Consider the following 24,504-nt stretch of genomic DNA (forward strand, 5'->3'; position numbering starts at 1 on the left):
CTACCGGCTGATCACACCGCTTCCGCACAATTCACCACCGGCGGTGTACCAGACAGCGAACTGACCCGGGGTAATGCTGCGCTGCGCATTTTCAAAGACAATGAACATACCCTCTGCACGTTTAAACAACCTTGCCTTCTGCAAAGGCTGTCTGTACCGTATCCTCACCAGATATTTGCGGCAATCACCGTCCTTCATCTCAAGATCCGGCCTCACCCAATGGATTTCCTCCGGAAGTATTCGCAAGGCCTTTCTGTACAGTCCCGGATGATCCTTGCCCTCGCCAACGTATATGATATTGTTCTCAATATCAATTGAAATAATGAAAATGGAGCCCTGATGTCCGCCTATGTTCAATCCGTGCCTCTGCCCTATCGTATAGAACTGCGCCCCGATATGCTTACCTATCACCTTTCCGTTTGATTTCCTGTAACTTACAGACTTAGCAAGCTGTTCCAACTCGTCTGTGGAATAAGAGTCTGAATATCCTATCGCTGTGTGAGAATTGTTGTATGGAAACTTATTCGCAAAAATCTCTACAACCTCGCCTTCCTTTGACTTGAGCTTCTGCTGCAGGAAAACAGGCAGGTCAACCTTTCCAACAAAACATATTCCCTGTGAATCCTTCTTCTCGGCACTTTGAAGACCTGCTTCCCTGGCAATCTTCCTTACCATAGGCTTTTCAAGATGACCTATCGGGAACAAAGCCCTGGAGAGCTGCTCCTGATTGAGCTGGCAGAGGAAATAACTCTGGTCCTTGTTGGAATCATCGCCGGCAAGCAGGGAGTAAACCTCCTTTCCTTCTTCATTTACAGCGATGGCTTTCTTACAGTAATGTCCAGTGGCAACATAGTCAACACCAAGATCCAGTGCACACTTGAGGAAGGCGTCGAACTTTATCTCGCGGTTGCAAAGCACATCGGGGTTAGGAGTGCGTCCTTTCTCATACTCTGAAAACATATAGTCCACCACCCTTTTCCTGTAAGTTTCACTCAAGTCAACGAAATGAAAAGGAATGCCTATCTTCTTTGCAACCATCTGCGCAAGAATCTTTTCCTCCTCCCACTGGCAGTCACCGTGAAGTGTTCCGGTAATGTCATGCCAGTTCTGCATATATATGGCAATAACGTTGTGACCGGCCAGTTTGAGCAGAAGTGCGGCCACACTTGAATCCACCCCTCCGGACAATCCAACAGCTATATTGAGCGGCTTTTCAGCCTTCTGTATCAAATAATCGAACGAAAATTCCATAATTAAATAAAAAGTTATATCTTTGTGCCCGGGTAAGTCATATACGACCAGCTCCTGCAGAACTCCCCCAGGGCCGGAAGGCAGCAAGGGTATGTGGTTGTAGCGGTGCGATATATGTAGCTTACCCTTTCTTTTTTCCCCTTAGCCATCCTCAATCGAATCATTCATTGAGATTGTCAAATGCAAATGGCATGAGTGCGTCTGCGGAATCAACTGCGAAAACCTTTGTGGCACTGCCTATTATAACCGCCATAGGCTTTCCTCCTCTTGTCTGGAACTCTTTCATGACCTGCCTGCAGGACCCGCAAGGGAAAGTTATCTCCTTTGTAAGTTCTCCATTCTTTTTTGCAGCGATGGCAAGAACCAGCATAGGGACACCGGGATATGTTGCGGAAGCATAGAACATTGCCGTTCTTTCAGCGCATAAGCCGGATGGATACGCAGCATTCTCCTGATTGGAACCTTTGACAATGACACCGTTGCCGAGTTTGATTGCCGCACCTACGCTGAAACCGGAATATGGTGAGTACGAACTGTCTGCTGCTGAAATAGCCGCTTCAAGAACCTGTCTGTACTCTTCCGGTAGTTCTATGATAGAATCGTAGATTTTGTATTCACAAACGACCTGTTTCTTTTCCATTTGAACGAATATTAAACAATCAATAACAAAAATACGCTTTTTATGACAATTAAATGGTATTATGGCATGGCAATTTCTTACTTTTGCACTATAAGAACCTGCATAGAGGAATAAAAGATGTTCAAACAAATATATAACAAGGCAAAATCCGGCTGGCGGTCACAGAAAAAGAAAGAGAAGGACTGTTCAATAACTGTCATAATATTATCAGCCATTGCACTGGCACTTGCGCTATATGAGTTATCAGAAGTGATGATAGACCGAAGTCCCAATCTACAGGAAAACGTTGAGATTTACATCAGCGGAACAAGCGGGTACAATCAGGTAATTGACAGGATAGTTCCAAACCTCAAGTGGAAGAATTCATTCAAAAGAAAGGCGCAGGAACGCAGGCTAGAGAGCAATCTGCACACAGGGCACTATTATTTTGAGAAAGGCTTGAGCACCAACTATCTGCTTGCAGCACTGAAAAACGGATGGCAAAGCCCTGTGAAACTTACTATCGCAGGTACAATACGCACCAAAGGAGAGCTTGCCGGCATTATTTCATGGAAACTCATGACGGATTCACTTGAAGTGGCGGACAATATAAGCAATATATATGAAGTGCTTCCAAACACTTATCAGGTCTATTGGGACCAGAGCGCAGAATCACTGATTCAAATGCTTCACGAAGAATGGGACAGGTTCTGGAAAAGCGAGCCTGATTTCATCAAGGGAATAAGCAGAGACAGCATAGCCGCTCAAATGGGCCTCAGCAGGAAGGACATTGCTACAATAGCCTCCATTGTGAATCAGGAAAGCAATCATACCCCGGAATATGAGCGGATAGCAGGTGTATATGTGAACCGTCTGAAATGCGGTATACCGCTGCAGGCGGATCCAACGATAAAGTTCGCAATCGGTGATTTCACTCTCACAAGAATACTCAATGAACATTTGCTTACAGATTCACCTTACAATACGTACAAGTATCCGGGACTTCCTCCAGGGCCAATTTGCATTCCAAGCATAAAGGCCATTGACGCAGTTCTGAATTACAGCAAGGAGCCATATCTGTATTTCTGTGCCGATCCTGAATTCAACGGGACACACAGATTTGCCAGGACATTGTCCGAGCATTCCCGCAACGCCGCAGCTTACAGGCAGGCGCTGGGCAGACTTGAAAGAGAAAAAAGGTTAAAGAAGTCTTGATACCGGGATGTCAAAGACATTGCCCTCTTTTGCGCAATAAGTTTCTGGGAAAATTGCTCTGGCGTCTTCCAGAATTTTGTCGGTATTCCTGTACCTCGATGAATAATGTCCAAGGACCAGTTTTCCTGCATTGCACTTAAGTGCACAGTTTGCAGCATCTACAGCTGTTGAATGGAAATGTTTCTTTGCAAGTTCCTTGTCGGAAGCATCGTATGTGGCCTCGTGGTAAAGAAGATCGAGTTTTCTGTATTGACTCAGTTCACGTAGCCATGGCGCCAGTTTAGCAAAAGGCATGGTGTCAGAGCAGTATGCAAAGCATCTGGGCTCGTATGGCTTGTATGTCAGTTCCTCAACTTCAAGGACACAGTCTTCTCTCACAACATCCTGCCCCTCCTTCAGACGGGCCATCTCAAAATATGTCAGATTGTATGTTTCAATCTTTTCCTTGCGTATGTTCAAGGCCGGTTCCTTCTCCCTGAAAAAGTAACCGTAAGTCTCTATCTTGTGTCTGAGCGGAAAAACGAATATTTCAACATTATTGAATTCTACAAGCATCAGAGGTTCCTTGCAGGATACAGGGGTGAAGTTGACAGGGAATGCTATGCCATCGCCAAGGTATGAAAGGAAGAAATCAAGATAAGGCTTGAAAGCGGAAGGAGCATATATGAAAACCGGTGCAGTCCTTCCCATAAGGGACATGGTTGAAAGAAGCCCGGGGAGACCAAAGATATGGTCTCCATGCACGTGGGAAATGAATATGTTGTCTATTCTGGTGAAAGATATTCCTGCACGCTTGAGCTGCATCTGTGTCCCCTCTCCGCAATCTATCAAGAAAAAGCGCTCACGAACCGTGAGGATGTGAGCGCTTGGATATCTTTCAACAGTGGGAAGCGCCGAAGCGGTTCCCAGAGTTGTAAAGCTGAAATTCATTAGTTCTTAGCTGATTTTTCCATCTCGTCCTTGAGAGCTGCAAGTGAGCTGATGTCACCGAGAGTGGTCTTCTCAATGTTGGCCTTGATCTTCTTCACAACCTTCTGCATTGAATCAGCCTCTGCGTTTCTCTCCTTGTACTCCTTGGCCTCAGCCTCTCTCTTCTTGTCATCTGCTATTCTTGAGTGAGAAAGGATGATCTTCTTGCTGCCCTTGTTGAACTCGATAACCTTGAAGTCAATCTTCTCCTCAACCTTTGCAGTGGTGTTGTCTTCCTTTACAAGAGTCTTTGCAGGAGCGAAACCCTCTACACCATACTCGAGAACTACAGTAGCACCCTTCTCGTTGATGTTGGTGATTGTACCCTCATGGATGCTGCCAACCTTGAAGATGCCCTCGTAAACGTCCCAAGGATTCTCCTCGAGCTGCTTGTGACCGAGACTGAGTCTTCTGTTCTCCTGGTCAATTTCAAGAACAACAACCTCAAGTTTCTCACCGATTGCTGTGAACTCTGATGGATGTTTAACCTTCTTTGTCCATGAAAGATCTGAAATGTGAACAAGACCGTCAACACCTTCCTCAAGCTCTACGAATACACCGAAGTTGGTGAAGTTGCGAACGATTGCCGCATGTTTTGAACCAACAGGGTATTTCTCAAGGATAGATGCCCAAGGATCCTCTTTGAGCTGCTTGATACCAAGAGACATCTTGCGCTCCTCGCGGTCAAGTGTAAGAATCTGAGCCTCTACCTCGTCGCCTACCTTCAGGAAGTCCTGAGCGCTGCGAAGGTGTGAAGACCAGCTCATCTCTGAAACGTGGATGAGACCTTCTACGCCTGGCTGAATCTCAATGAATGCGCCGTAGTCTGCAATGACAACAACCTTACCCTTGACTGTATCACCAATCTTGAGATCAGGATTGAGAGCATCCCATGGATGAGGAGTAAGCTGCTTGAGACCAAGAGCGATTCTCTTCTTTGAATCATCGAAGTCAAGAATAACAACGTTGATCTTGTCATCAAGTTTGACAACCTCCTCAGGATGGTTGATTCTGCCCCATGAAAGATCTGTGATGTGGATGAGACCGTCAACACCGCCGAGGTCAACGAATACGCCGTAAGAAGTGATGTTCTTGACGATACCTTCTGAAATCTGACCTTTCTGAAGTTTGGCGATGATGTCTGCCTTCTGAGCCTCAAGCTCGGCCTCGATGAGAGCCTTGTGAGAAACAACAACGTTTCTGTATTCGTTATTTATCTTCACAATCTTGAACTCCATTGTCTTGTTTACGAATATATCGTAGTCACGTATAGGTTTTACGTCAATCTGTGAACCTGGGAGGAATGCCTCAATGCCAAATACATCTACAATCATACCGCCCTTTGTTCTGCACTTGATATAACCCTTTACAATCTCGTCTTTCTCGAATGCCTCGTTTACTCTGTCCCAAGAACGGAATGAACGTGCCTTCTTGTGTGAAAGAATGAGCTGACCTTTCTTGTCCTCTGCATTTTCCACGAAAACTTCAACAACGTCTCCAACTGCGAGTTCAGGATTGTAACGGAATTCGTTAACTGAAATAACGCCTTCTGACTTGTAACCTATGTTAACGAGAACCTCTCTCTTTGTGATTGCTACAACTGTTCCGTCAACAACCTCGTTCTCAATAACCTTTGACAGTGTGTTACCGTAAAGTTTCTCGTCTTCCTCCTTTGAATAACCTTCGGTTGAATCAGACTCAAAAGCTTCCCAATCGAACTTGTCATTAGCAATGGAAGCATTGCTTTTCATTTTCTTTTTTTCGAAAACCAGCTCTTCAGCAGCTGATTCTACTGGAGCAACCTGCTCCTCAATTTGATTTTCTGTACTCATTTCAATAAAATTTTAAACGAACAAGTAGTTAAACATTATTTATAATGCCCTGAAAAAGGCGGTGCAAATATAGCCATTATCATTTGATTTTCAAAGCTTGACAAGAATAAAAAATTGTCATTTTCTGAAAACTTATTATTAACTTTGCAGAGTTTTCTTTTTGCAAAACCTTGGAGGCGATGATTACCGGTGCATCGTCTTTGAAAAAGATAGGAGGTCAGGTAAATGATTGAAATCTTCTACAAGTCAAAGGGCAGCATTCTTTGCACCCAGGAGCTCAAGGAACTTGAGAATTTTGGTTTTGACGATATCATCTGGATAGATTTGTTCAATCCTGGCGGTGATGAGAAACGCGCAGTTGAGGAATTCCTTGACACCACCCTCCAGTCAAGGGCACAGGCCGAGGAGATCGAGAGTTCTTCCCGCTATTCAGAAACTGACACCACAATATTCGCCAACACCAACTTCATGATTCCAGGACCTGACGACTACTCACTGGAAACGGTTTCATTCATAATATCCGAAGGTATTCTTGTAACTATAAGACAGGTACCGTTAAGAACCTTCACCGATATGCAGCGCAAGCTTTCATTCGCACCAAAACAGTTCCCAACAGGTTACCACATCCTTGTTTCAATACTTGAGAACAGAATTGACCTCGATGCCGATATGATTGAGCTTATGAGCAAGGAGATTGCGCAGTTCAGCAAGAGGGTTGGTGAAGGCGAGGACGTGAACGAGGATTTCCTTCTGGATATCAACCAGCTTCAGGAGAACACAATGCTCGTCCGCGAGAACATCATTGACAAACAGAGGATGATTTCATCAATTCTCAAGAGCGACAAGTTCCCGCGTGACATTCATACAAAGCTGAACGTGCTGATCAAGGATATCTCATCACTTCTCAACCACATCAATTTCAGCTTCGAGAGGCTTGAGTACATGCAGAATACAGTTCTTGGTCTTATCAACCTTGATCAGAACAAAATCATGAAGGTCCTTGCTTTTGTGAGCCTTCTTTTCATGCCTCCTACCCTTATAAGCGGAATTTTCGGAATGAACGTGAAACTCCCTATGATTGACAGGGGAGTATCGGATTTCATCATAATTATGGTCATTATGCTGATGACCGTAATAGCCGCTTCCTATCTGTTCAAGAAGCGCGACAAATAAAACCTATTTATTCCCCAGTGCAATTTAACTCATGATCTTTACTACATCGAATTCATAGGGAATGTTGCTTCCTTTATCTGTTCAGCGGACAAACCCATTAGTTTGAGCTTCTCAGCTATCTCGCGTTTGCTTTTTGCTACACCTTCTTTTATACCTTCCTTTTTCCCATCTTTTCTGCCTCTTTCTTTGAAATCGTAAAGAGTTGCTTCATAATCGAGCTCGTTCATAACCGGTCATGGTTTTGAGCAAAAACGTGACTGAATGAAGCGGCAGGTCACGAAAAAGGCCGCATCAGCGGCCTAGCGGAGGGCGCGAACTTGCTGGAAGGCGAATACTTGCGAAAAGATTGCGAAGAGTTGCGGAAAGCAGCAAGTTCGGTATAGCCCGGGAGCGGTGCAGCAGGGTTTGGGACGGAGTCCCAATAAAAAGCAATGACTGCCGCAATCAAGCGAATGGCCTGAAGCAGAAGAAGGGCCTCATCAACGGACAAGCGAAGTGAACAGGTCGTCAGAACTTCGTTCAGTTCTTGACCGGCGCGGCAGGTGTTCCCGGAAGTTCAGGCCAATTCTTCAGTTCCTCAAGCAAAACTTCCACAGCCTTGTTCAACTGAGCGTCGGTTCCGAGATAGTCTTCGAACGGATTGATATCCACCTCTATATCAGGATCAACTCCATGACCCTCAATAATCCACTTGCCATCAAGACCGTATGAGGTGAAGAAAGGTGTTCTCATATCCTGTCCGTCAACGAAAGGCTTCGAGCCGGAGATGCCAACTATACCGCCCCATGAGCGTTTGCCAATAACCTTGCCGAGTTTGAGAGACTGGAAACCCCAAGGAAAGAGGTCACCGTCGGATGAAGAATATTTGTCTATCAGGCATACCTTAGGTCCGTAATGAGCCTGGTTAGGAACAGGTTCGTTGGCGCCGTTGCGATACATGCTCATTCTATATACAACCCTTTGCAGTCTTTCCATAATGATAGGACTCACATTTCCACCACCATTCATACGGTCATCAATAATGAGGGCCTTCTTGTCCAGCTGTGAATAGAACAGCTTGGTAAACTGATCAAGACCTACAGTTGACATATCAGGAATGTGGATATATCCGATTTTTCCACCAGAAAGTTTCTCAACCTTGGCAATATTGCCCTGAACCCATTCGTAATAAGCAAGTCCGGACTCATCAGCAACCGGTTTGACTATTACGGTTCTGGCATCCTTACCATCGCCGGTGGAAGAAATCTGAAGCTCTACAGGAACGCCGGCCTTGCCTGTGAGTGCCTGGTAAATGTTTGCATATTGTGCAGCAGGTACTCTGTTGATTGAAATCACGTACTCGCCTGCCTTTGCATTCACTCCTGCCTCTGTGAGAGGTGAGCGGAGTTTCTCGCTCCAGTTCTCGCCCTTGAAAATCTTTTCAATCCTGAATGCACCGGATTTGTGACGACTGAATTGCGCACCGAGAAGACCTGTCCTGACACGTTTAACAGCCGGGACATTACCGGAAGTAATGTATGCGTGGCCAACATTAAGTTCGCCAAGCATCTCACCTATTATGTAAGTAAGATCGTGTCTGTGGTTTACATACGGCACGAGCTGAGAATATTTCTCGTAAATATGGTTCCAGTCGGCACCATGCATGTTCTCCACATAGAATCCGTCTCGGGTTATTCTCCAGCTCTCGTCAAAGATCTGCTTCCACTCGGCCTTGTGGTCTATGGTCATCTCAAGTTCTGATTCAGGAACTTCCTTGCCATTTGCAGGCGAACCAAAATTGGTAACGTACAATTTTCCCTTGCTTCGTACGAGCGCCTTCTTGCCATCAGCAGCGAAGCACATTACGGAATAATCCTGACCCTTGTCAATCTTCTTTGTCTTGAGGTCCAGAACCTTCATGCCGGCCTCACCGCGTCCGAAACCGCCGAAACCTCCGAATGCATTGTAATACAGCTTGCCGTCGGCGGCCTTGACCAGGCGGTACATCGACGGTGAAAGTTCATTGATAGGATATATGCGCTGACCTATACCATCTATGTCAACCTTTGTTGCAGCTGCCTTCTTTGCAGGAGCATTGGCAGTGCCTTTAGCCTTCGGAGCATCATTGGCAGGAGCAGGAGCGGCAGCATCGTAATCATCATTGCTGAATGCGGTTGGGTTAGGTGTATCCTTTGCAAGAGAGACTACGAAAACATTGCTGCTTACTCTGTAACTTGTGTTCCACTCAACCTGTGAATACTGTGAACTGAAATTGGTTGCTGAAGTGAAGAAGAGATATTTTCCATCATCACTGAAAAGAGGATTCGAGCAATCGTACCATTTGTCGGTCACCTGATAAGACTTGCCACTTGCAATGTTATAAAGGAAGATAGCGCTGACATCATTGTCCAGGCCCTGCGAATATGCTGCCCAGGAACCATCACTGCTGAGGACAAAGCCACGGATTGCCTTGCCGTTTGTCTTTGGATTGTTCTTTGGGTTAGCGGAAAGAATGACTTTAACGCCTGCACTTGCAAGATCTAGTGCAAAAACGTCTCTCTCTTCATTTGAGAAATAAAGAGTCCTGCTGTCAGGGCTCCACCGCAGTCCCCTTGGATATCCGTTCTTGAAAGATGTGAGTTTCCTCGGACTTGAAATCTTTTCGTATGATGCGGCATATACATTATACTCGCCATCTGTATCTGAGAACCAGGCAACTGTCTTGCCGTCCGGTGACCAGCATACCTCCCTTTCGTGTGACTGCGGTGAATTGGTCAGATTATAAACGGCTCCGTTCTGTGCGGGCATTGAGAAAATGTCACCGCGATAAACTGCCAGGATTCTTTTTGAATCAGGTGAAAGTGTATATGCAAAGCCGCGGCCAACGGAACCGAGCTCGCTTCTGGACCAGATATTATCTGAATTCAGATAAATGTTCAGTTTCTCGAGTTCCCCGCTTGAAACGGTATATTTGTAAATGTAACCTCCGTTCTCAAACACAATCTTTCCATCATTAGCAGAAGGGAACTTGCAGTCATACTCTGTAAAGTTCGTAACCTTCTGTGTCTGCTTTGTCTTTGTATCATAAACGAAAAGGTTCATTGTCCTGTCCCTGTCGGAGAGATAGAAGATTCTGTCACCAACCCACATAGGGAAAATGTCCTGAGCATCGTTGTCAGTTATCTTCTCAAGCTTTGTAGTTCCCAGTTTATGAATGTAAATGTCATCTGCCTGACCGCCCCTGTAGTACTTCCAGGTCCTGAATTCCCTGAACATCCTGTTCATTGCCAGATACTTCCCATCGGGTGAGAAGGAGCAGAAACCACCTTCTGTAGCTGGCAGCATTTCAGGCATGCCTCCTTTTGCATCAACGGTGAATAGCCTTCCCCTGAGTCCGCTGAAGGTATACCAGCGGCTGCGGTAAATCACCTTTTTCCCGTCAGGAGTCCAGCCCATCACAATGTTGTTAGGGCCCATTCTGTCTCCTATGTCATCCCTGTCGAGAGTAGCTGAGAAGCTTATTCTTTCAGGTTCTCCACCGGCGATAGGCATGGAATAAAGTTCTGTATTGCCATCGTACTGGCCGGTGAACATTATGGTCTTGCCGTCAGGAGAAATCTTTGCGAACATTTCGTATCCAACGTGGTTGGTGAGCTTGCTGGCAACACCGCCATTTTCATCAACGCTGTAAAGGTCACCGGCGTATGTGAATACAACTTTTCCACCGCCGATGGACGGGAATCTTAGAAGCCTTGCCTCGGAATTTTCCGCCGCAGCAGGAGCGGCTGAAAGTTGCAAGGAAACGAGTGCCGCCGCTATTGTCAGCGCACAGACTAATAAACGATTTGCTTTCATATACGATGTTTATAAGAAAAAATAATAATTTGCTATGGTTAATAAAGCAGATGTTCCAGAATGATTTTGATGCCGATGAGAATCAGGACTGTTCCGCCAATGAGAAAGGCTTTGCTGCCGAATGATTTGCCGAGAACCTTGCCGAACCTAATTCCAATATAGCAGGCCACGCCTGTTGCTAGTCCGGTTACAAACACTGCATAAATCAGCTTGATACCGGCAATGTAAGTGGCGGCGAAACTTATACCTACAGCCGCGGCATCTATGCTGGTTGCCACTCCGAGCTTTAAATCATTCGAAATCATGTTAAGATTGCACTCATCGCTCACTGCTTTATCCTTATTCCCAGCGAATTCTTTAACCGGTCCATTGTCCGAGCAATATTTGCAGGGTGTGTCTGAAGATGATTTGGCAGTTGCTCTGAAAGAGTCGATAAGCATTTTGCCTCCGATGTACAGAAGAAGCGCAAAGGCAAGCCAATGGTCCCATCTTGATATAAGACTCATGAAACTCGAGCCGAGAAGCCATCCAAGTAAAAGAAATGAAGCCTGAACAGCTCCGAATATGAGCATAGGCTTCAATTTCTTTTTCAAGGAGTCAAGACTGCTGACCATACCTCCTGCAACTGAAACGGCAAGGGTATCAAAACAGAGGCTGACAGCAATTATTAGAATCTCAAGGTAAGTCAAACTAATTCTTCTTTCTGAAAAGGTAAAGTCCGATTACTGTAAGCAGTGCATTGACTATCAGGAGTGTGAAGCCAAGATCAAAGCCGAATAGCGACATACATACTTTGTTGATAATCAGACAAAGTACAGGTGCTGCAACTGCAATGTATGGAGACGCTCCGTCCTTCACTTTCAGTTTTGTGAAAATGCCGAAGAAGAACATACCGAGCAGAGGTCCGTAAGTATATGAAGCGAGTTTGTAAACAAGGTTCACAACGGCATCGTTGCTCAATACATAAAGGGCAACGATTATTATCACGAACAATGCCGCAAAGATTGCATGTATCTTGTTCTTGTAAACGAATTTCTGAGAATCGCTGAGGTCAGTTCTGGTAGTGAAGTGTGCGAAATCAACGCAGAACGAAGTGGTGAGTGCTGTAAGGGCATTGCCCGCACTTGGATATGATGCAGAAATAAGTCCTATCAGGAAGAATATTCCCACTACAAGACCAAGGTTCTGGCTTGCAATTATAGGGAAAATCTCATCGGTCTTCTGAGCTCCGATTGCAGCCATTCCGCCGAGTTCCTGAAGGTAAAGGCAGAGAAGCGCACCCAGAAGAAGGAAGAAGAAGTTTGCCACAACAATGATTACACTGGTTGTGTACATATTCTTCTGCGCTGCGTTTATATTCTTGCAGGCAAGTGATTTCTGTATCATTCCCTGGTCAACTCCGGTCATTGCAACGGTCATGAAGACTCCGGCAATTATCTGTTTCACGGCATTTGTACCGTTGGCCCAGTTCCAGTCGAACATTGAATAGAACTTGGTTCCTGGAATCGAACTGTTCTCAGCACCGGCAACAGAGCCTACCATATCTGAAAAACTCCAGCCCATTTGCTTGCAGATGAAATAAATGGTAAGGAATACCGCTAAAAGCATGAAAGTGGTCTGCAGAACGTCTGTCCAGATAATGGTCTTCACTCCGCCCTTGAACGTGTAGAAGTAAAGGATTATCATGAAGATGAGAGTTACAAGTGCGAACAGTGCAATGTCAGCGAAACTGTGAGCCTCCCAGCCTGCCGCCTTGGGTATGAATGCATAAAGCACCAATGTTACGACATATACCCTTACTGCGGCTCCTAAAAGTCTTGAAACCATGAATACGGATGAGCCTGTCTTATAGGTTTTCATTCCGAATCTATCGCCCAGGTAGGTATAGATTGAGGTCAGGTTCATCTTGTAATAGAGCGGCAGGAGTATCTTTGCTATTACAATGTAGCCGCCAACGAATCCGAGCACAAGCGGCATGTAGTAGAAGTTCTGAGCCATTACGTTGCCTGGAACCGACACGAAGGTTACTCCTGATATAGAAGTTCCTATCATTCCGTAGGCTACCATGAACCAAGGGGCCTTCCTGTCACCTGAGAAGAACGAGTTGCCGCCCATCTTCCTGGAGGTGAGCCAGGATACGAAAAACATCAGGGCTGTATATACCGCAAAAGACAGTATGAAAAGCCATAAAGGGAATTGTTGCATAACTTATTTTTTGGATTATGTGTTAATTTTTAAATCTTGAACGCCTGGCGGTTCTCTATTGCACGGCCGAGCGTAAGTTCATCGGCATATTCCAGGTCATCTCCGAATCCTACTCCACGGGCGATGGTGGAAATCCTCACCCCCGTGCTTTCCAGTTTCCTGAAGATGTAGAATGAAGTTGTCTCGCCCTCAATGCCTGTGCTGAGTGCAAGCACCACCTCCTCTATGCCGCCAGCATTAACCCGTTCAATGAGCTCATTGATTGTAAGATCGTCCGGACCTATTCCTTCCATAGGTGAGATTATCCCTCCCAGGACATGATAAAGGCCGGAGTACTGCTCAGTGTTCTCTATGCTCATCACATCCCTCACGCTCTCAACCACGCAGATGATTGAATGATTGCGCATCCTGTTGGAGCAGATGGGACACACCGGCGTATCGGACAGCATGTAGCAGTTGCTGCAGTACTTGATGCCGCTTTTAAGTGCAAGAAAGGAGGATGCGAATTTCTCCACATTCTCCTTTGGCTGTTTGAGTGTATGCAAAGCCATACGCAAAGCGCTTTTCCTTCCAACGCCCGGAAGCGAGGCGAACTGGTCCACAGCCTCCTCAAGCAGCTTTGATGTATAGCTTTTTGAGTACATTAATTGTTTGCCTTGTAATAGTCAACTGCATCACGTACGGAGCCTTTCTCAAGAAGAAGTTTCTTTGCCTGCTCGTAATCCGTAATGCCTGTCTCGTCCATTATCATTCGTGTGCCGCGGTCAACAAGTTTCTTGTTGGTCAGCTGCATGTCAACCATCTTGTTTCCCTTGACGTGGCCGAGTTTGATCATCACTGAAGTGGAAATCATATTGAGCACAAGCTTCTGCGCGGTGCCAGATTTCATTCTTGTGGAACCAGTCACGAACTCAGGACCAACCACTGCAACTACAGGAATCTCAGCCTCGTCGGCAACAGGAGCGCCAGGATTGCAGGTGATGCATCCGGTGAGCATGCCTCTCTTCCTAGCTTCCTTTATTGCACCTATAACGTAAGGTGTAGTACCTGATGCTGCAATGCCTATGACCGTGTCCTTGATTGTAGGATTGAACTGCTCAACATCCTTCCAGCCCTGCATAGGGTCATCCTCCGCATTCTCGACAGCCTTTCTGATAGCACCGTCGCCACCGGCAATAAGACCGATGATGAGATCGAACGGAGCGCCGTATGTAGGAGGAATCTCCGATGCGTCAAGAATGCCAAGCCTTCCGCTTGTACCTGCGCCGAGATAGAAAAGTCTTCCACCGTCGGCCATTCTTTCAGCAATGCCGTCAACAAGTTTTTCAATCTGAGGGATGCACTGCTCAACAGCCAATGCCACTTTCTTGTCCTCATTGTTCATATTTACCAGCAGGTCCCTGGTTGGCATCTGATCCAGATTAGTATAGTTTGAAGCCTGTTCTGTTACTTTCATATCATTATCTTTTACAGCGATAGTTCATTAGCATTTATGGTACTCTATGAGACCCTCGATAGGAGCCTTGAGAATCTTGCCGACCTTCACTCCAAGACCTTCTGCCACTTCCTTGAGGATATCCTGATAGTAATATGCTATGGAGCCCACGAAGTTGACTTCAAGGTTCTTGTAATCATAATGGTAAACGTTCCTGGTTATGAACTGTGAGAAGCTGTCAATCAGGAGAGCGTGAATGTGCGGATCGTCCTTGAACTCGAAGATGAATGGTGAGAAGCTTGCAAGGAAGCGGCTTGGAACCGGCTCCCTGTAAACTTTGGCCACAATCTTTGGATAGTCAAGGTCGTATCGTTTCACGAATTCCTCCTCGATATGCTTTGGAAGAAGGCCCTTGATGAAATCTGAAACAAGCCTCTTGCCCAGATATCCGCCTGAAGCCTCGTCACCGAGGATGAAGCCGCCTGCCTTGACATTCTTTGCTATGTCCTTGCCATCATAGAGACAGCTGTTGGAGCCTGTGCCAATGATGCAGGCCACGCCCGGTTTGTGACCGCAAAGTGCACGGGCGGCAGCGAGAACGTCGGATGCACAGAAGCAATGTGATTTTGGGAAAACAGCCTTGAAGCACTCGTCAAGAGTGTTGATGATATCGTCGCCAACCACTCCTGCTCCGTAGAAATAAACCTCGTCAACTCCGTTACCGATTACCGGAACAAGCTCGTTGCGGAATATCTCAATTATTTTGTCCTTTGCAACGAAAACAGGGTTTACGCCAACTGTATTGATTGCAACTACTGTTCCGTCGTCCTTGATGGCTCTCCAGTCAACCTTGGTAGAGCCGCTGTCTGCAAGTAAAATCATAAGTATTATTGTTGTTATATTATTACCAAATTATTACACGTTCCTCTTCAGGTCTGTACATTGCGTCTCCCTCCTTGATTCCGAAAGCCTCGAAGAAATCGGCAATGTTGCGCAATGTTGCGTTAACTCTGTGCTCGCCTATCGAGTGGACATCTGTGAGTGTACGGCGCTGAATCTCCTCCTTTGTAATATTCTGTGCCCAAACGAATGCATAGCCTAGGTAGAAGCGCTGCTCAGCGGTGAATCCGTCAACCGGTGCAGGATGGTTGCCTGCGAATGAGTTCTGCATTGCTGTGTATGCAATTCTCAAACCGCCCTGGTCCGCAATGTTCTCTCCCAGGGTTGCAGCACCGTTGGCATAAACGCCCGGCAGTACTTCAACCTGATTGAACTGCTCAACGAGCCTGGCTGTCTTTGCCTTGAATGCCTGTGCATCCTCCTCGGTCCACCAGTTGTTCATATTGCCATCCTTGTCGAACAGGCGTCCCTGATCATCGAAGCCGTGAGTCATTTCGTGGCTGATGACCACACCTATCGCACCGTAGTTCACTGCATCGTCGGCATCAGGATTGTAGAAAGGTGGCTGGAGAATACCTGCAGGGAAGCATATCTCATTGGTTGTAGGATTGTAATATGCATTGACTGTCTGAGGACTCATGTGCCACTCCTCCCTGTCAACAGGCTTGCCAAGTTTTGAAAGGTTATCGAGAGTGTACCATTTGGATGCTTCGCGGAGGTTATCGAAATAGCTCTTTGAAGGATCTATCGCCAGTGTGGAATAATCCTTCCATTTGTCCGGGTAGCCTATCTTGATGGTGAAGCTGTCGAGCTTCTCGTGAGCCTTTGCCTTTGTGGCCTCGCTCATCCAGTCAAGGGAATCGATGTGCTCGCCAAGAGCTTTCTGGATATTCTTGACAATACCAAGCATCCTTACCTTGTCCTCCTCAGGGAAATATTTTGCTACATACATTTCACCTACCGCCTCACCAAGGAGATAGTTAGGAACGTTCATCGCCCTCTTCCATCTTGGTTTCTCCTCCTGGATACCGGCCATCTGCTTTGAGAAGAACTCGAACTGAGCTGTGTAGAATTCATCGCTGATTGATCCGCAGGCGTCAGTGAGTACTTTTGCCTGAAGGAAATGTTTCAACTGTGCAGCTGTGAATGTCTTGAAAAGATTGTTCAAAGCCTCGAAATAAGAAAGCTGCTCAACAACCATTTTCTCCTGCGGCTCAACGCCAAGTGATTTGAAATATTCATCGAGATGCAGTTCAGGATAGCTCTCGAACACTTTCTGGCTTGACATTGGATTGTATTGTGCCTCAACATCCCTCTGCTGAACCATTGACCAGAAAGGCTCTGCAATAGCCATCTCAACATCGTATGCATCCTGTGCCCTGAGCTCTGCGTCCTCATATCCTGCGAGTGTGAACAGCTTGTGCAGGAAATTCCTGAAACCTTCCCTTATTACCTGGTGCTCAGGAAGAAGATAATAATCGCGGTTCCTCATTGAAAGGCCGCTCTGACTCAGATAAAGCACATTGGCGTTGCTGTTGACCATATCTGACGATACATAAGTTCCGTAAAGTCCGCCGGCGCCATTGAGGTCACAAAGACCGGCAACACGTGCGTATGATGCAGCGTCTGTGATCTCATTCTCAATCTGCTCCAGGACTGGTTTTACCGGAGCACATCCTTCATTGTTCAGACGGACTGAATCAAGGCCCATGAGGTAAAGGTCAGCGATTTTCTGCTCAACTGTGCCCTTCTCTGTCTTAAGGTAGGCAAGACCTTTGAAAAGGTCGTTCAATCTGATTTCATTGTTCTCTGCAAGAACGTCAAATGAACCGAAACGTGAATACTCAGGTTTCAGAGGATTGTTCTTCTGCCAACCGCCGGTTGCATACTGATAGAAATCATCCGCCGCACGCACGGTGGTGTCCATATTTGCCGGATCGATTGCCGGAACTGTTTGCTTTTCTGAATTGTTGCAGGAACAGACTGCTCCACAAATCACTGCGCTGAGGAAAAGCCCCATTACATTAGTTTTTTTCATAGTCAATATTACTCTTCTCAAGTTTCGCAATCATTAATTAATATATTTCTTTTCAAGAACTTACTGAACGCTCGCAAAACTACTCACCACCGAACTTTCCAGGTGGTCTATTTAACCGACAAAAATAAGAATAATTACCCATAAAACCTATTACAACGACTAATTTACATAGACCATGCTCAATACCTTTAAACCATGGGTATTGAGCATGGTCCATTTTGTAACTTACTGATATTCAATAGCTAATTTTTAGCAGCCATGCTCAATACCCCCTTAATTGAGTGCATTGAGCATACCCCAGAAATGATTAACCGGGCCATGGCCGTGGCCGATTTCGTATTCCGCACCGCACTTTATGGCATTGGCAATATAGACCTTTCCCCTTCCCACGGCATTCTCCAGACTCTCTCCCTGAGCCAGATATGAAGCTATTGCAGAGGACAGAGTGCAGCCTGTACCATGAGTATTCCTTGTATTTATGTACAGCGATGGTAATTCTGATAACTTACCATCCTCGGCATTGTAGAAAATATCGGTGAGTATAGGCTGGAAGTCAGATGCATCTGCGGAATCCACTTTGACATGCCCCGCCTTCATCAGTACGGATACTTTGCCGCAGCTATTGCTTGCAATGTCGGACGATTTGATGTTCGGACCTATCGCAGTAAAAGAAGATTGGGCAGAGAAGATGTTGGAAAGATCAATGGCAGCCTGCATGAGTTCTTCCTGTGAACTTATGCTTCGGCCAAGCAGTATTTCAGCTTCCGGGATATTTGGAGTTATGATTCTGGCCATGGGAATGAGTTCGTCAATCAGGACCTGTACTGCACCTTCTTCCAGAAGACGGTGGCCGCTGGTGGAAACCATTACAGGATCAAGGACTATATTTGTGATATTGAACTTCTTGAGAGAGTGCTTGACTCCACGTATCAATTCTGCGCTGTGAAGCATACCTATCTTGACCACGTCGGCACCTATATCACTCAGGACGCTGTTTATCTGTGCTTCAACAATCTCCGGCGGCACAGGATGAACCGCTTCCACACCCAACGTATTCTGAACTGTCACCGCAGTAATGGCCGTTGCAGCGTATGAACCGGTTGCGCTGATTGCCTTGATGTCTGCCTGAATGCCGGCGCCTCCCACTGAATCACTGCCGGCTATGCTTAAAACTATAGGATATCTTTTGCTCATAATCTTATCTGTGTTAAAAATGATTGAAGCCGCTGAAGTTTCTGTCAGTACCTTTCCAAATAATGTCTTCACGGCCATTGCTTTGCTCAATGATTTCGCCAATAACGTAATGCTCAACAGGTATTTGCGCATCGGGACGGCAGGTGAACAGAAGCTCATAATCCTCTCCCCCGCCAACAGCAAGTTCAACCGGGTCCCAACCATTCTCTGCACATGCCTGCTTCATATAATCTGACATAGGTAATTTGTTTATATCAACAACGGCCGCAAGTTTCCGCCCTTCAGAGCATTTGTCAACATTCAGCTGTGAATCGCAAGTTGCACACGATTGATTGCTCTCATCCAGAATATGTTCAAGGTCAGAGGCAATGCCGTCCGAAATGTCCATCATGGCGCCAATGCCTTGGACCTTGGCCAATGCTATGCCTTCCTTGACTCTAGGCTCGGGCATATGATGTTTGTGTAGCAAACGCTCTTTATTATCACTGGCATGTAATGGATTGACTTTTACATTTGTGCACTGAATTGTCTCTGTTCTGGCACACAGGGCAATGTTACTCAGCAATAACTTAAGACCCGCTGCGCTGTCGCCGAGATTGCCGGTCACGCAGATAAGGTCACCTGCCTGTGCCGCACTTCTCCTTACGGCCTTACCATGCCCGCACTCTCCAAGAACGGTTATATTTATACAAAGTTTGTCCAGCGAGCTTGTTGTATCACCGCCAAGCAACGCAACGCCAAATTTGCTTGATATGGCCTTGTAACCACGAAAGAACTCTTCCAACCACGGAACATCCGTTTCGTCTTCATTATTGTAACTGACCTCCGGATTTCCTTTGCAGGAATCAACACAAGTTTCGGGAACCGGGAAGCGGCGGACAGACATTGTGCGGATTCGTTCCGGTAAGGCAATGGAAAGAAATGTTGCCACAGGCTTGCCACCCATACCAGCTATATCACTGATATTCACTGCCGCGCTTTTCCATCCGAGTTCGTATGCAGAAATGCCAGAAGCAGCCGCTTGCACATCCGGCAATATGAAATGAACGCCTTCCACAAGCAAATCCGCACTGACAAGTGTGTCCTTGCCGCTATTTTGTGGAATGATTGCGCAATCATCACCTATTCCTACAACGCCGCCCCCTTTCACGAGCTCCGAGAACCCGCTTTTTATCTTATCAATCAAAGAGAACTCACTGAAAATAACTTCCTTCATAATTTCGGTGTACAACTCAATCAAACAATTTCTTCAAAGCTGCTGCTGCGTTACGAGGTTCAGGTGAAGCCACTATCGCACTCACAACGGCAATTCCGTCAACGCCGCAACTCAGGACCTCAGGCGCAGTGAACACATTTATACCTCCTATCGCCACAGTTGGGTGTTCTGATAGGGAAACCGCCTTGCGCAGGCCTTCAATACCGAATGCGGGTGCGGTATCGGTCTTGGTTGGGGTGGAAAACACCGGGGATATCCCCACATAGTCCACATCAAGCTGATTCGCCTGCTCCAGCTGCTCCAAGCTCTCAACTGACAGACCTATTATCTTGTTATCACCCAGTAACTTGCGTGCTATTTCATAGGGCATGTCACTCTGCCCTATGTGAACTCCGTCGGCATCAATGGCAAGTGCAACGTCCACCCTGTCGTTCACAATAAGAGGAACTCCTGTGCCCGCCAGAGCGGATTTCAGGCGCATGCCCAGTTCAACGAATTCACGTGTACATACATTTTTCTCGCGCAGCTGTACCATGGTAACGCCTCCGGCAACAGCTTCAAGAACCATTTCCTCCAATGAATGTGACTTGTGAAGCAAGCCGCGGTCGGTCACGAGATACAATTTCAAATCTTCACGATTCATAACAAACCTACTTTTATTGTTTTTCGAAATCTTCCTTGACCCGGCCGGCAAGTTCTGCCGCATCAAAGCCGGAAAGCATATCCAGGAAGTTAACAAAGAAAGAACCAGTACCAGCAGTGGAACTCCGGTCACACAATTCGTGAGCCTTTTCACCAGCAACGCCCATAAGCGCCATGGCATTCACAGCCGCTTGTAAATAATCTGTGCAACCAGTCTCTTCTGAATAACAGGCAACGGAAAGGAATGCCGCAGTAACGGCCGATGCTATACAACCCATAGCAGTGACTCTCGGCATCAAAGGACTTCCGTTCGAAAGTGAAACAATTTTTACTCCGTCTGTTATATAATCCACCTCTCCGCTCAGCGAAACAATTGAGCCTGTGAATTTTGCAAGATTCTTTGCGTACTCCAGGGCTGATTTGCTATCCATTGATGAATCAACTCCTTTTGAAACCAAATCAACTTCCTGCATTGCCTTTGTTTCGTGGTCATCAATAAGAGCAGAAGCCAAAGCAGCGATTTCCGAGGCATTTGCACGGATTACCGCAGGCTTGAATTTCCTGATAAGTTGCAATGCAGTATCGGTCCTGAGCCAGCTCATTCCAACCCCGGCAGGATCCAGAACCCAGGGAATATCAAGGTCACTGGCACGTGCGGCCGCCAGCTTCATCACTTCAATCTGATTGCTTTCCAGACAACCTATGTTAAGCACCAGAGCCGCGGATTTTTCAACTATTTCCTCCACTTCCGATGGTTCCAAAACCATTATAGGCGAAGCTCCTATTGCCAGCAGCGCATTTGCGCTCGGAGACATTGCCACATAATTGGTTACATTCACAAGCAGGGGCCTCCGCTCCTTTATGCAATCGCAGGCGATTCTGAAATCCCCGGTATTGAACATACTCATAGCAAACAATAATATTTACATTTCAACAAAACTTCAACAGAAGTGGCTTGAAAGAACAGGCACCTCTATCAAAAACTAAAAAAAATGCATTGGGGAGGCTTTCCCTACGGCGGCATTATCCGCATCAGGTTTCGGGGTATGATCTCAGCCGGAACAGGCACCCCCAAGCATCATTGAATTACTTCACAAATTTAGCACAGCGATGGCTAAAAGCAAAAATAAATTGTTGCTTTGAATCAGTCAACCAGCTCCACTTTGAAAAGCAGAGGCCAGTTCTTGCCGGTAAGATAAAGGGAATTGTCCTTTGGATTGAATGCTATGCCGTTGAGAACATCGGTTTCCGGCTTACGTAGTTTGCTGTCCAATAATCCTGAACAATCAATTCGAGCTTCAACGAAACCGTTTTCAGGATTGATAATTACAATATTATCGGTGGTATATACATTGGCCCAGATTCTTCCATTTATGAATTCAAGTTCATTCAAGTACTTCACAGGCTTGCCGCTGGCTGTGACCATAATGGAAGAAATGGTGCGGAACGTGTTCGGATCCAGTTTATACAATGTTGCGCTGCCGTCTGTTAGGTAGAGATAAGTCCCATCGGTAGTAAGGCCCCAGCCCTGGTAAGGATTGTAGAACTCCCCTGTCTTTTCAAGAGTTTTTGCATCAAGTACAAAGACCTTGTGCTCCATCCAGGTGAGAATGTAGATTTTGCCATTCAGCAGCACGGAACCTTCGGCAAAATACCTTCGTGCGAACTTTAGTTTCCTGTACGGCTTGCCGTTCTTCAAATTGAGTTTGTAGAAAGCTGAGCGGCCATACTGTCCGGTGCTCTCGTACAGGGTATCGTTGTGAAAGAAAAGACCCTGAGTGTATGAGGCGGGATTATGCGGATACGAAGCCACGACTTTCACTTTATAAGATTTAATTTCTGAAGATATTTCAGAATCTTCTGCCACTTTCCCGGGTTCCTTGGAATATGCTTTTGGTGCAGCAAGAGCAACAGCAATGATGAACAGTGCAATGCGACAGAAGTTAATATGCAATTTACTAGTAGTCATTTACTATTATTTTTCATCAGGATACAAAAATAATTCAAGTTTAGCATTTGTTGCAAGCGTTGAGGAAACAAAAAAGTGCATTGGAAAGAAAAAGCTTGTATCTTTGCGGGCGGCGGGCGGTTTCATCGCGCAAGAAATTGTGAGGAAAGTCCGGGCAGGACAGAGCACTCCGCTGTGGAAAGCACAGATAGGTGAAAGCTTATGCAAGGGGTAACAGAAAATAACCGCCGTAAGGTAAGGGTGAAAATGCGGGGCAAGAGCCCGCGTCTGTGTGCAGCAATGCAGGCAGAGTATCCCACCGGAGCCTGCAAGGTCATGTATATCGGCACATAAGGGCTGCTCGTCCTTTGCCGAGGGGTAGACTGCGTCAGATAAATGATGAAAAAGAGCTGCACCCTACAGGAAGCAACTCTTACAGAACTCGGCTTATACGCCCGCCTTTTTTATTACACCAGCTATTATTTCCGCATCAAATTTGTAATTAAACCACGATACTGAGCACCAAAGTCCAGTTTAAACGTTTATAAACGTTTATACACGTTTAATACGATGTTGAATTGGTTTCCTTCCCATAATATTGCACCGGATTAATAAATTGAACTATTATGGAAGATTTCATTCGTATTGAGGAATTACAGTATTCTCGTTTTGTTGACCCTACAATTGACTTCGCTTTCAAACGGATTTTCGGATCCGAACGTTACAAAGCAGCTACGATTGGCTTGCTTAACAGCATCATTACAGATCACATCATCTATGATCTGGAATTCGTTAATGTTGAACTGCTAGGAGAAAGTGCTGATTCAAGAAAAGCATTCGTAGATATTCTATGCAAAGATGTTGATGGATGTCATTTTATAGTTGAGATGCAGAATGCCAGCCAGAGATATTTCAGGGAAAGGATGATTTATTATTCATCAAAATTGATAGCTCTCCAGGAAAAACCGGGAAGAAATTGGAATTTCAAGATAAAAAAGACGTATTCCATTGCCATTCTGAATTTCGGACTGGAAAAATTGTTGAAAAACGATTCAGTCGGCTATGATGATTTGAAAGGCAGGTATATGTTGCACTATAGATGCCACGAAGTAACAAGCAATGAAATAATGCCAAATTCGGCGGAGTACTATTTTCTTAGTCTTAAAAATTTCAATAAAACGGAATATGAACTGGAGTCAAATACAGATAAATGGTTATATTTGCTGAAAGAATCAAAATTCTTTGCTTATATACCAGAAGAATTTGATAATGAATTACCATTCAAAACTTATTTGATGGCCAGTGAACGCTCTGGCTTCACAAAGGAAGAAGAAATAAAATACTTGATGGATATGATGAACGATTGGGATATAGAGAACTCAAAGCGTGAAGCTGTTGAAGAAGGAAGGGAGGAAGGCTTCAAGCGTGGGCTTGAAGAAGGAAAGGAACAGGGTATTTTGGAAGGCCGGAAAGAAGGCTTGAAGCAGGGTCTTGAAAAAGGCATCAAGCAAGGTCTCAAGAAAGGTATTGCCGAAGGGATGGAGAAGGGAATGGAGAAAGGAATGGAAAAAGGAATGGAGAAAGGAATGGAGAAAGGAATGGAGAAAGGAATGGAGAAAGGTGTTGAAAAGGGCAAACTGGAAACGGCAAAAAGATTTCTGGAACTCGGGGTGGATATTGAAACGATTGAAAAAGCCACAGGACTTTCCGAGAATGAGATAAAAGGAGCATGACATTTGCACCATGAATATTAAAAAGTCAGACAGGCCAACATTGACCGGTCCGACTTTTTTTAACGCTATAGGACTTCGTGTCGCATGAAGCGCGATTTGGAGTCCGGTTGTACTAAGCCCTGCCGCGTCAGGACGTACATTATATATTGGGTAAAAAGGAAAGCGCCCATTCCTCTCTTTGAGGAGAAGAGTCCCGGGAGACCGGGATTTTTCCATTGTCCGGGTCGCATCGGACAGGGATTCGGCCGATTTTCGGCATCGGTCAGGCCGCTGATTGAGGCCTTTGCCGGCCATTTTCTG

The 24,504-nt window shown here is 45.8% G+C and carries 20 protein-coding genes, 2 other RNA genes and 1 riboswitch; of the genes, 5 read left to right on the top strand and 17 right to left on the bottom strand.

Annotated features, from left to right (window positions below; genetic code table 11):
• Positions 1-1,251, bottom strand: a complete 1,251-nt coding sequence (gene mnmA / locus AC06L3_RS05775; protein WP_475669675.1) for a tRNA 2-thiouridine(34) synthase MnmA — start codon at positions 1,249-1,251, stop codon at positions 1-3.
• A 30-nt stretch (positions 1,252-1,281) separates the two neighbouring features.
• Here mnmA and ffs point away from each other — a divergent pair.
• Positions 1,282-1,380: signal recognition particle sRNA small type (gene ffs, locus AC06L3_RS05780), an RNA gene on the top strand.
• Between the two features lie 31 nt (positions 1,381-1,411).
• On the opposite strand, the gene AC06L3_RS05785 is transcribed toward ffs, so the two are convergent.
• Positions 1,412-1,891, bottom strand: a complete 480-nt coding sequence (locus AC06L3_RS05785; protein ID WP_475669676.1) for a cytidine deaminase — start codon at positions 1,889-1,891, stop codon at positions 1,412-1,414.
• Between the two features lie 117 nt (positions 1,892-2,008).
• Between AC06L3_RS05785 and mltG the strand changes: the two genes are divergently transcribed.
• A complete protein-coding gene (gene mltG / locus AC06L3_RS05790) occupies positions 2,009-3,085 on the top strand; it encodes an endolytic transglycosylase MltG (RefSeq protein ID WP_475669677.1) in 1,077 nt (358 codons plus the stop codon).
• On the opposite strand, the gene AC06L3_RS05795 is transcribed toward mltG, so the two are convergent.
• Positions 3,071-4,015 (bottom strand): ribonuclease Z, encoded by a 945-nt coding sequence (locus AC06L3_RS05795; protein WP_475669678.1) that lies wholly within the window; start codon positions 4,013-4,015, stop codon positions 3,071-3,073. The genes mltG and AC06L3_RS05795 overlap by 15 nt on opposite strands.
• The gene (rpsA, locus tag AC06L3_RS05800) at positions 4,015-5,805 is read right to left on the bottom strand and encodes a 30S ribosomal protein S1 (RefSeq protein ID WP_475669694.1); all 1,791 of its coding nucleotides are present in this window, start codon (positions 5,803-5,805) and stop codon (positions 4,015-4,017) included. The genes AC06L3_RS05795 and rpsA overlap by 1 nt, the downstream gene beginning before the upstream one ends.
• 306 nt (positions 5,806-6,111) lie before the next feature.
• On the opposite strand from rpsA, the gene AC06L3_RS05805 reads away from it, so the two are divergent.
• Entirely contained in the window at positions 6,112-7,059 is a 948-nt protein-coding gene (locus AC06L3_RS05805; protein WP_475669679.1) for a CorA family divalent cation transporter, read from the top strand.
• Between the two features lie 41 nt (positions 7,060-7,100).
• Here AC06L3_RS05805 and AC06L3_RS05810 read toward each other — a convergent pair whose 3' ends face one another.
• From AC06L3_RS05810 to AC06L3_RS05870, 13 genes are all read right to left on the bottom strand, one after another.
• Positions 7,101-7,286 carry a hypothetical protein gene (locus tag AC06L3_RS05810; RefSeq protein WP_475669680.1) on the bottom strand — a complete coding sequence of 62 codons (186 nt, stop codon included), beginning with the start codon at positions 7,284-7,286 and terminating at the stop codon, positions 7,101-7,103.
• A gap of 292 nt (positions 7,287-7,578) precedes the next feature.
• Complete coding sequence (locus tag AC06L3_RS05815) at positions 7,579-10,893, bottom strand: S41 family peptidase (RefSeq protein ID WP_475669681.1); 3,315 nt, start codon at positions 10,891-10,893, stop codon at positions 7,579-7,581.
• A gap of 38 nt (positions 10,894-10,931) precedes the next feature.
• A complete protein-coding gene (locus tag AC06L3_RS05820) occupies positions 10,932-11,582 on the bottom strand; it encodes a manganese efflux pump MntP (protein WP_475669682.1) in 651 nt (216 codons plus the stop codon).
• Position 11,583: 1 nt separating this feature from the next.
• A complete protein-coding gene (locus AC06L3_RS05825) occupies positions 11,584-13,098 on the bottom strand; it encodes a sodium:solute symporter (RefSeq protein ID WP_475669683.1) in 1,515 nt (504 codons plus the stop codon).
• A 29-nt stretch (positions 13,099-13,127) separates the two neighbouring features.
• Positions 13,128-13,742, bottom strand: a complete 615-nt coding sequence (recR, locus tag AC06L3_RS05830; protein WP_475669684.1) for a recombination mediator RecR — start codon at positions 13,740-13,742, stop codon at positions 13,128-13,130.
• Entirely contained in the window at positions 13,742-14,554 is an 813-nt protein-coding gene (gene murQ / locus AC06L3_RS05835; protein WP_475669685.1) for an N-acetylmuramic acid 6-phosphate etherase, read from the bottom strand. Before murQ ends, recR begins: the two co-directional genes overlap by 1 nt.
• Positions 14,555-14,581: 27 nt before the next feature.
• Positions 14,582-15,415: an ATPase gene (locus tag AC06L3_RS05840; RefSeq protein ID WP_475669686.1), complete on the bottom strand. Its 834-nt coding sequence runs from the start codon at positions 15,413-15,415 to the stop codon at positions 14,582-14,584.
• 22 nt (positions 15,416-15,437) lie between these two features.
• Complete coding sequence (locus AC06L3_RS05845; protein ID WP_475669687.1) at positions 15,438-17,471, bottom strand: M13 family metallopeptidase; 2,034 nt, start codon at positions 17,469-17,471, stop codon at positions 15,438-15,440.
• 273 nt (positions 17,472-17,744) lie between these two features.
• Entirely contained in the window at positions 17,745-18,665 is a 921-nt protein-coding gene (thiD, locus tag AC06L3_RS05850; RefSeq protein ID WP_475669688.1) for a bifunctional hydroxymethylpyrimidine kinase/phosphomethylpyrimidine kinase, read from the bottom strand.
• Between the two features lie 13 nt (positions 18,666-18,678).
• Positions 18,679-19,881, bottom strand: a complete 1,203-nt coding sequence (locus tag AC06L3_RS05855; RefSeq protein WP_475669689.1) for a thiamine-phosphate kinase — start codon at positions 19,879-19,881, stop codon at positions 18,679-18,681.
• A gap of 16 nt (positions 19,882-19,897) precedes the next feature.
• Positions 19,898-20,524: a thiamine phosphate synthase gene (thiE, locus tag AC06L3_RS05860; protein WP_475669690.1), complete on the bottom strand. Its 627-nt coding sequence runs from the start codon at positions 20,522-20,524 to the stop codon at positions 19,898-19,900.
• A gap of 13 nt (positions 20,525-20,537) precedes the next feature.
• Positions 20,538-21,431, bottom strand: coding sequence for a hydroxyethylthiazole kinase (thiM, locus tag AC06L3_RS05865; protein WP_475669691.1), 894 nt, complete (start codon positions 21,429-21,431; stop codon positions 20,538-20,540).
• Between the two features lie 84 nt (positions 21,432-21,515).
• Positions 21,516-21,606, bottom strand: a riboswitch (TPP riboswitch).
• Positions 21,607-21,667: 61 nt separating this feature from the next.
• Positions 21,668-22,492, bottom strand: coding sequence for a glutaminyl-peptide cyclotransferase (locus AC06L3_RS05870; RefSeq protein ID WP_475669692.1), 825 nt, complete (start codon positions 22,490-22,492; stop codon positions 21,668-21,670).
• A 109-nt stretch (positions 22,493-22,601) separates the two neighbouring features.
• Here AC06L3_RS05870 and rnpB point away from each other — a divergent pair.
• Positions 22,602-22,937: RNase P RNA component class A (gene rnpB / locus AC06L3_RS05875), an RNA gene on the top strand.
• A gap of 160 nt (positions 22,938-23,097) precedes the next feature.
• Positions 23,098-24,204 carry an Rpn family recombination-promoting nuclease/putative transposase gene (locus AC06L3_RS05880; protein WP_475669693.1) on the top strand — a complete coding sequence of 369 codons (1,107 nt, stop codon included), beginning with the start codon at positions 23,098-23,100 and terminating at the stop codon, positions 24,202-24,204.
• Positions 24,205-24,504: the final 300 nt, after the last annotated feature.

Source organism: Candidatus Egerieousia sp. (genome assembly GCF_056211015.1).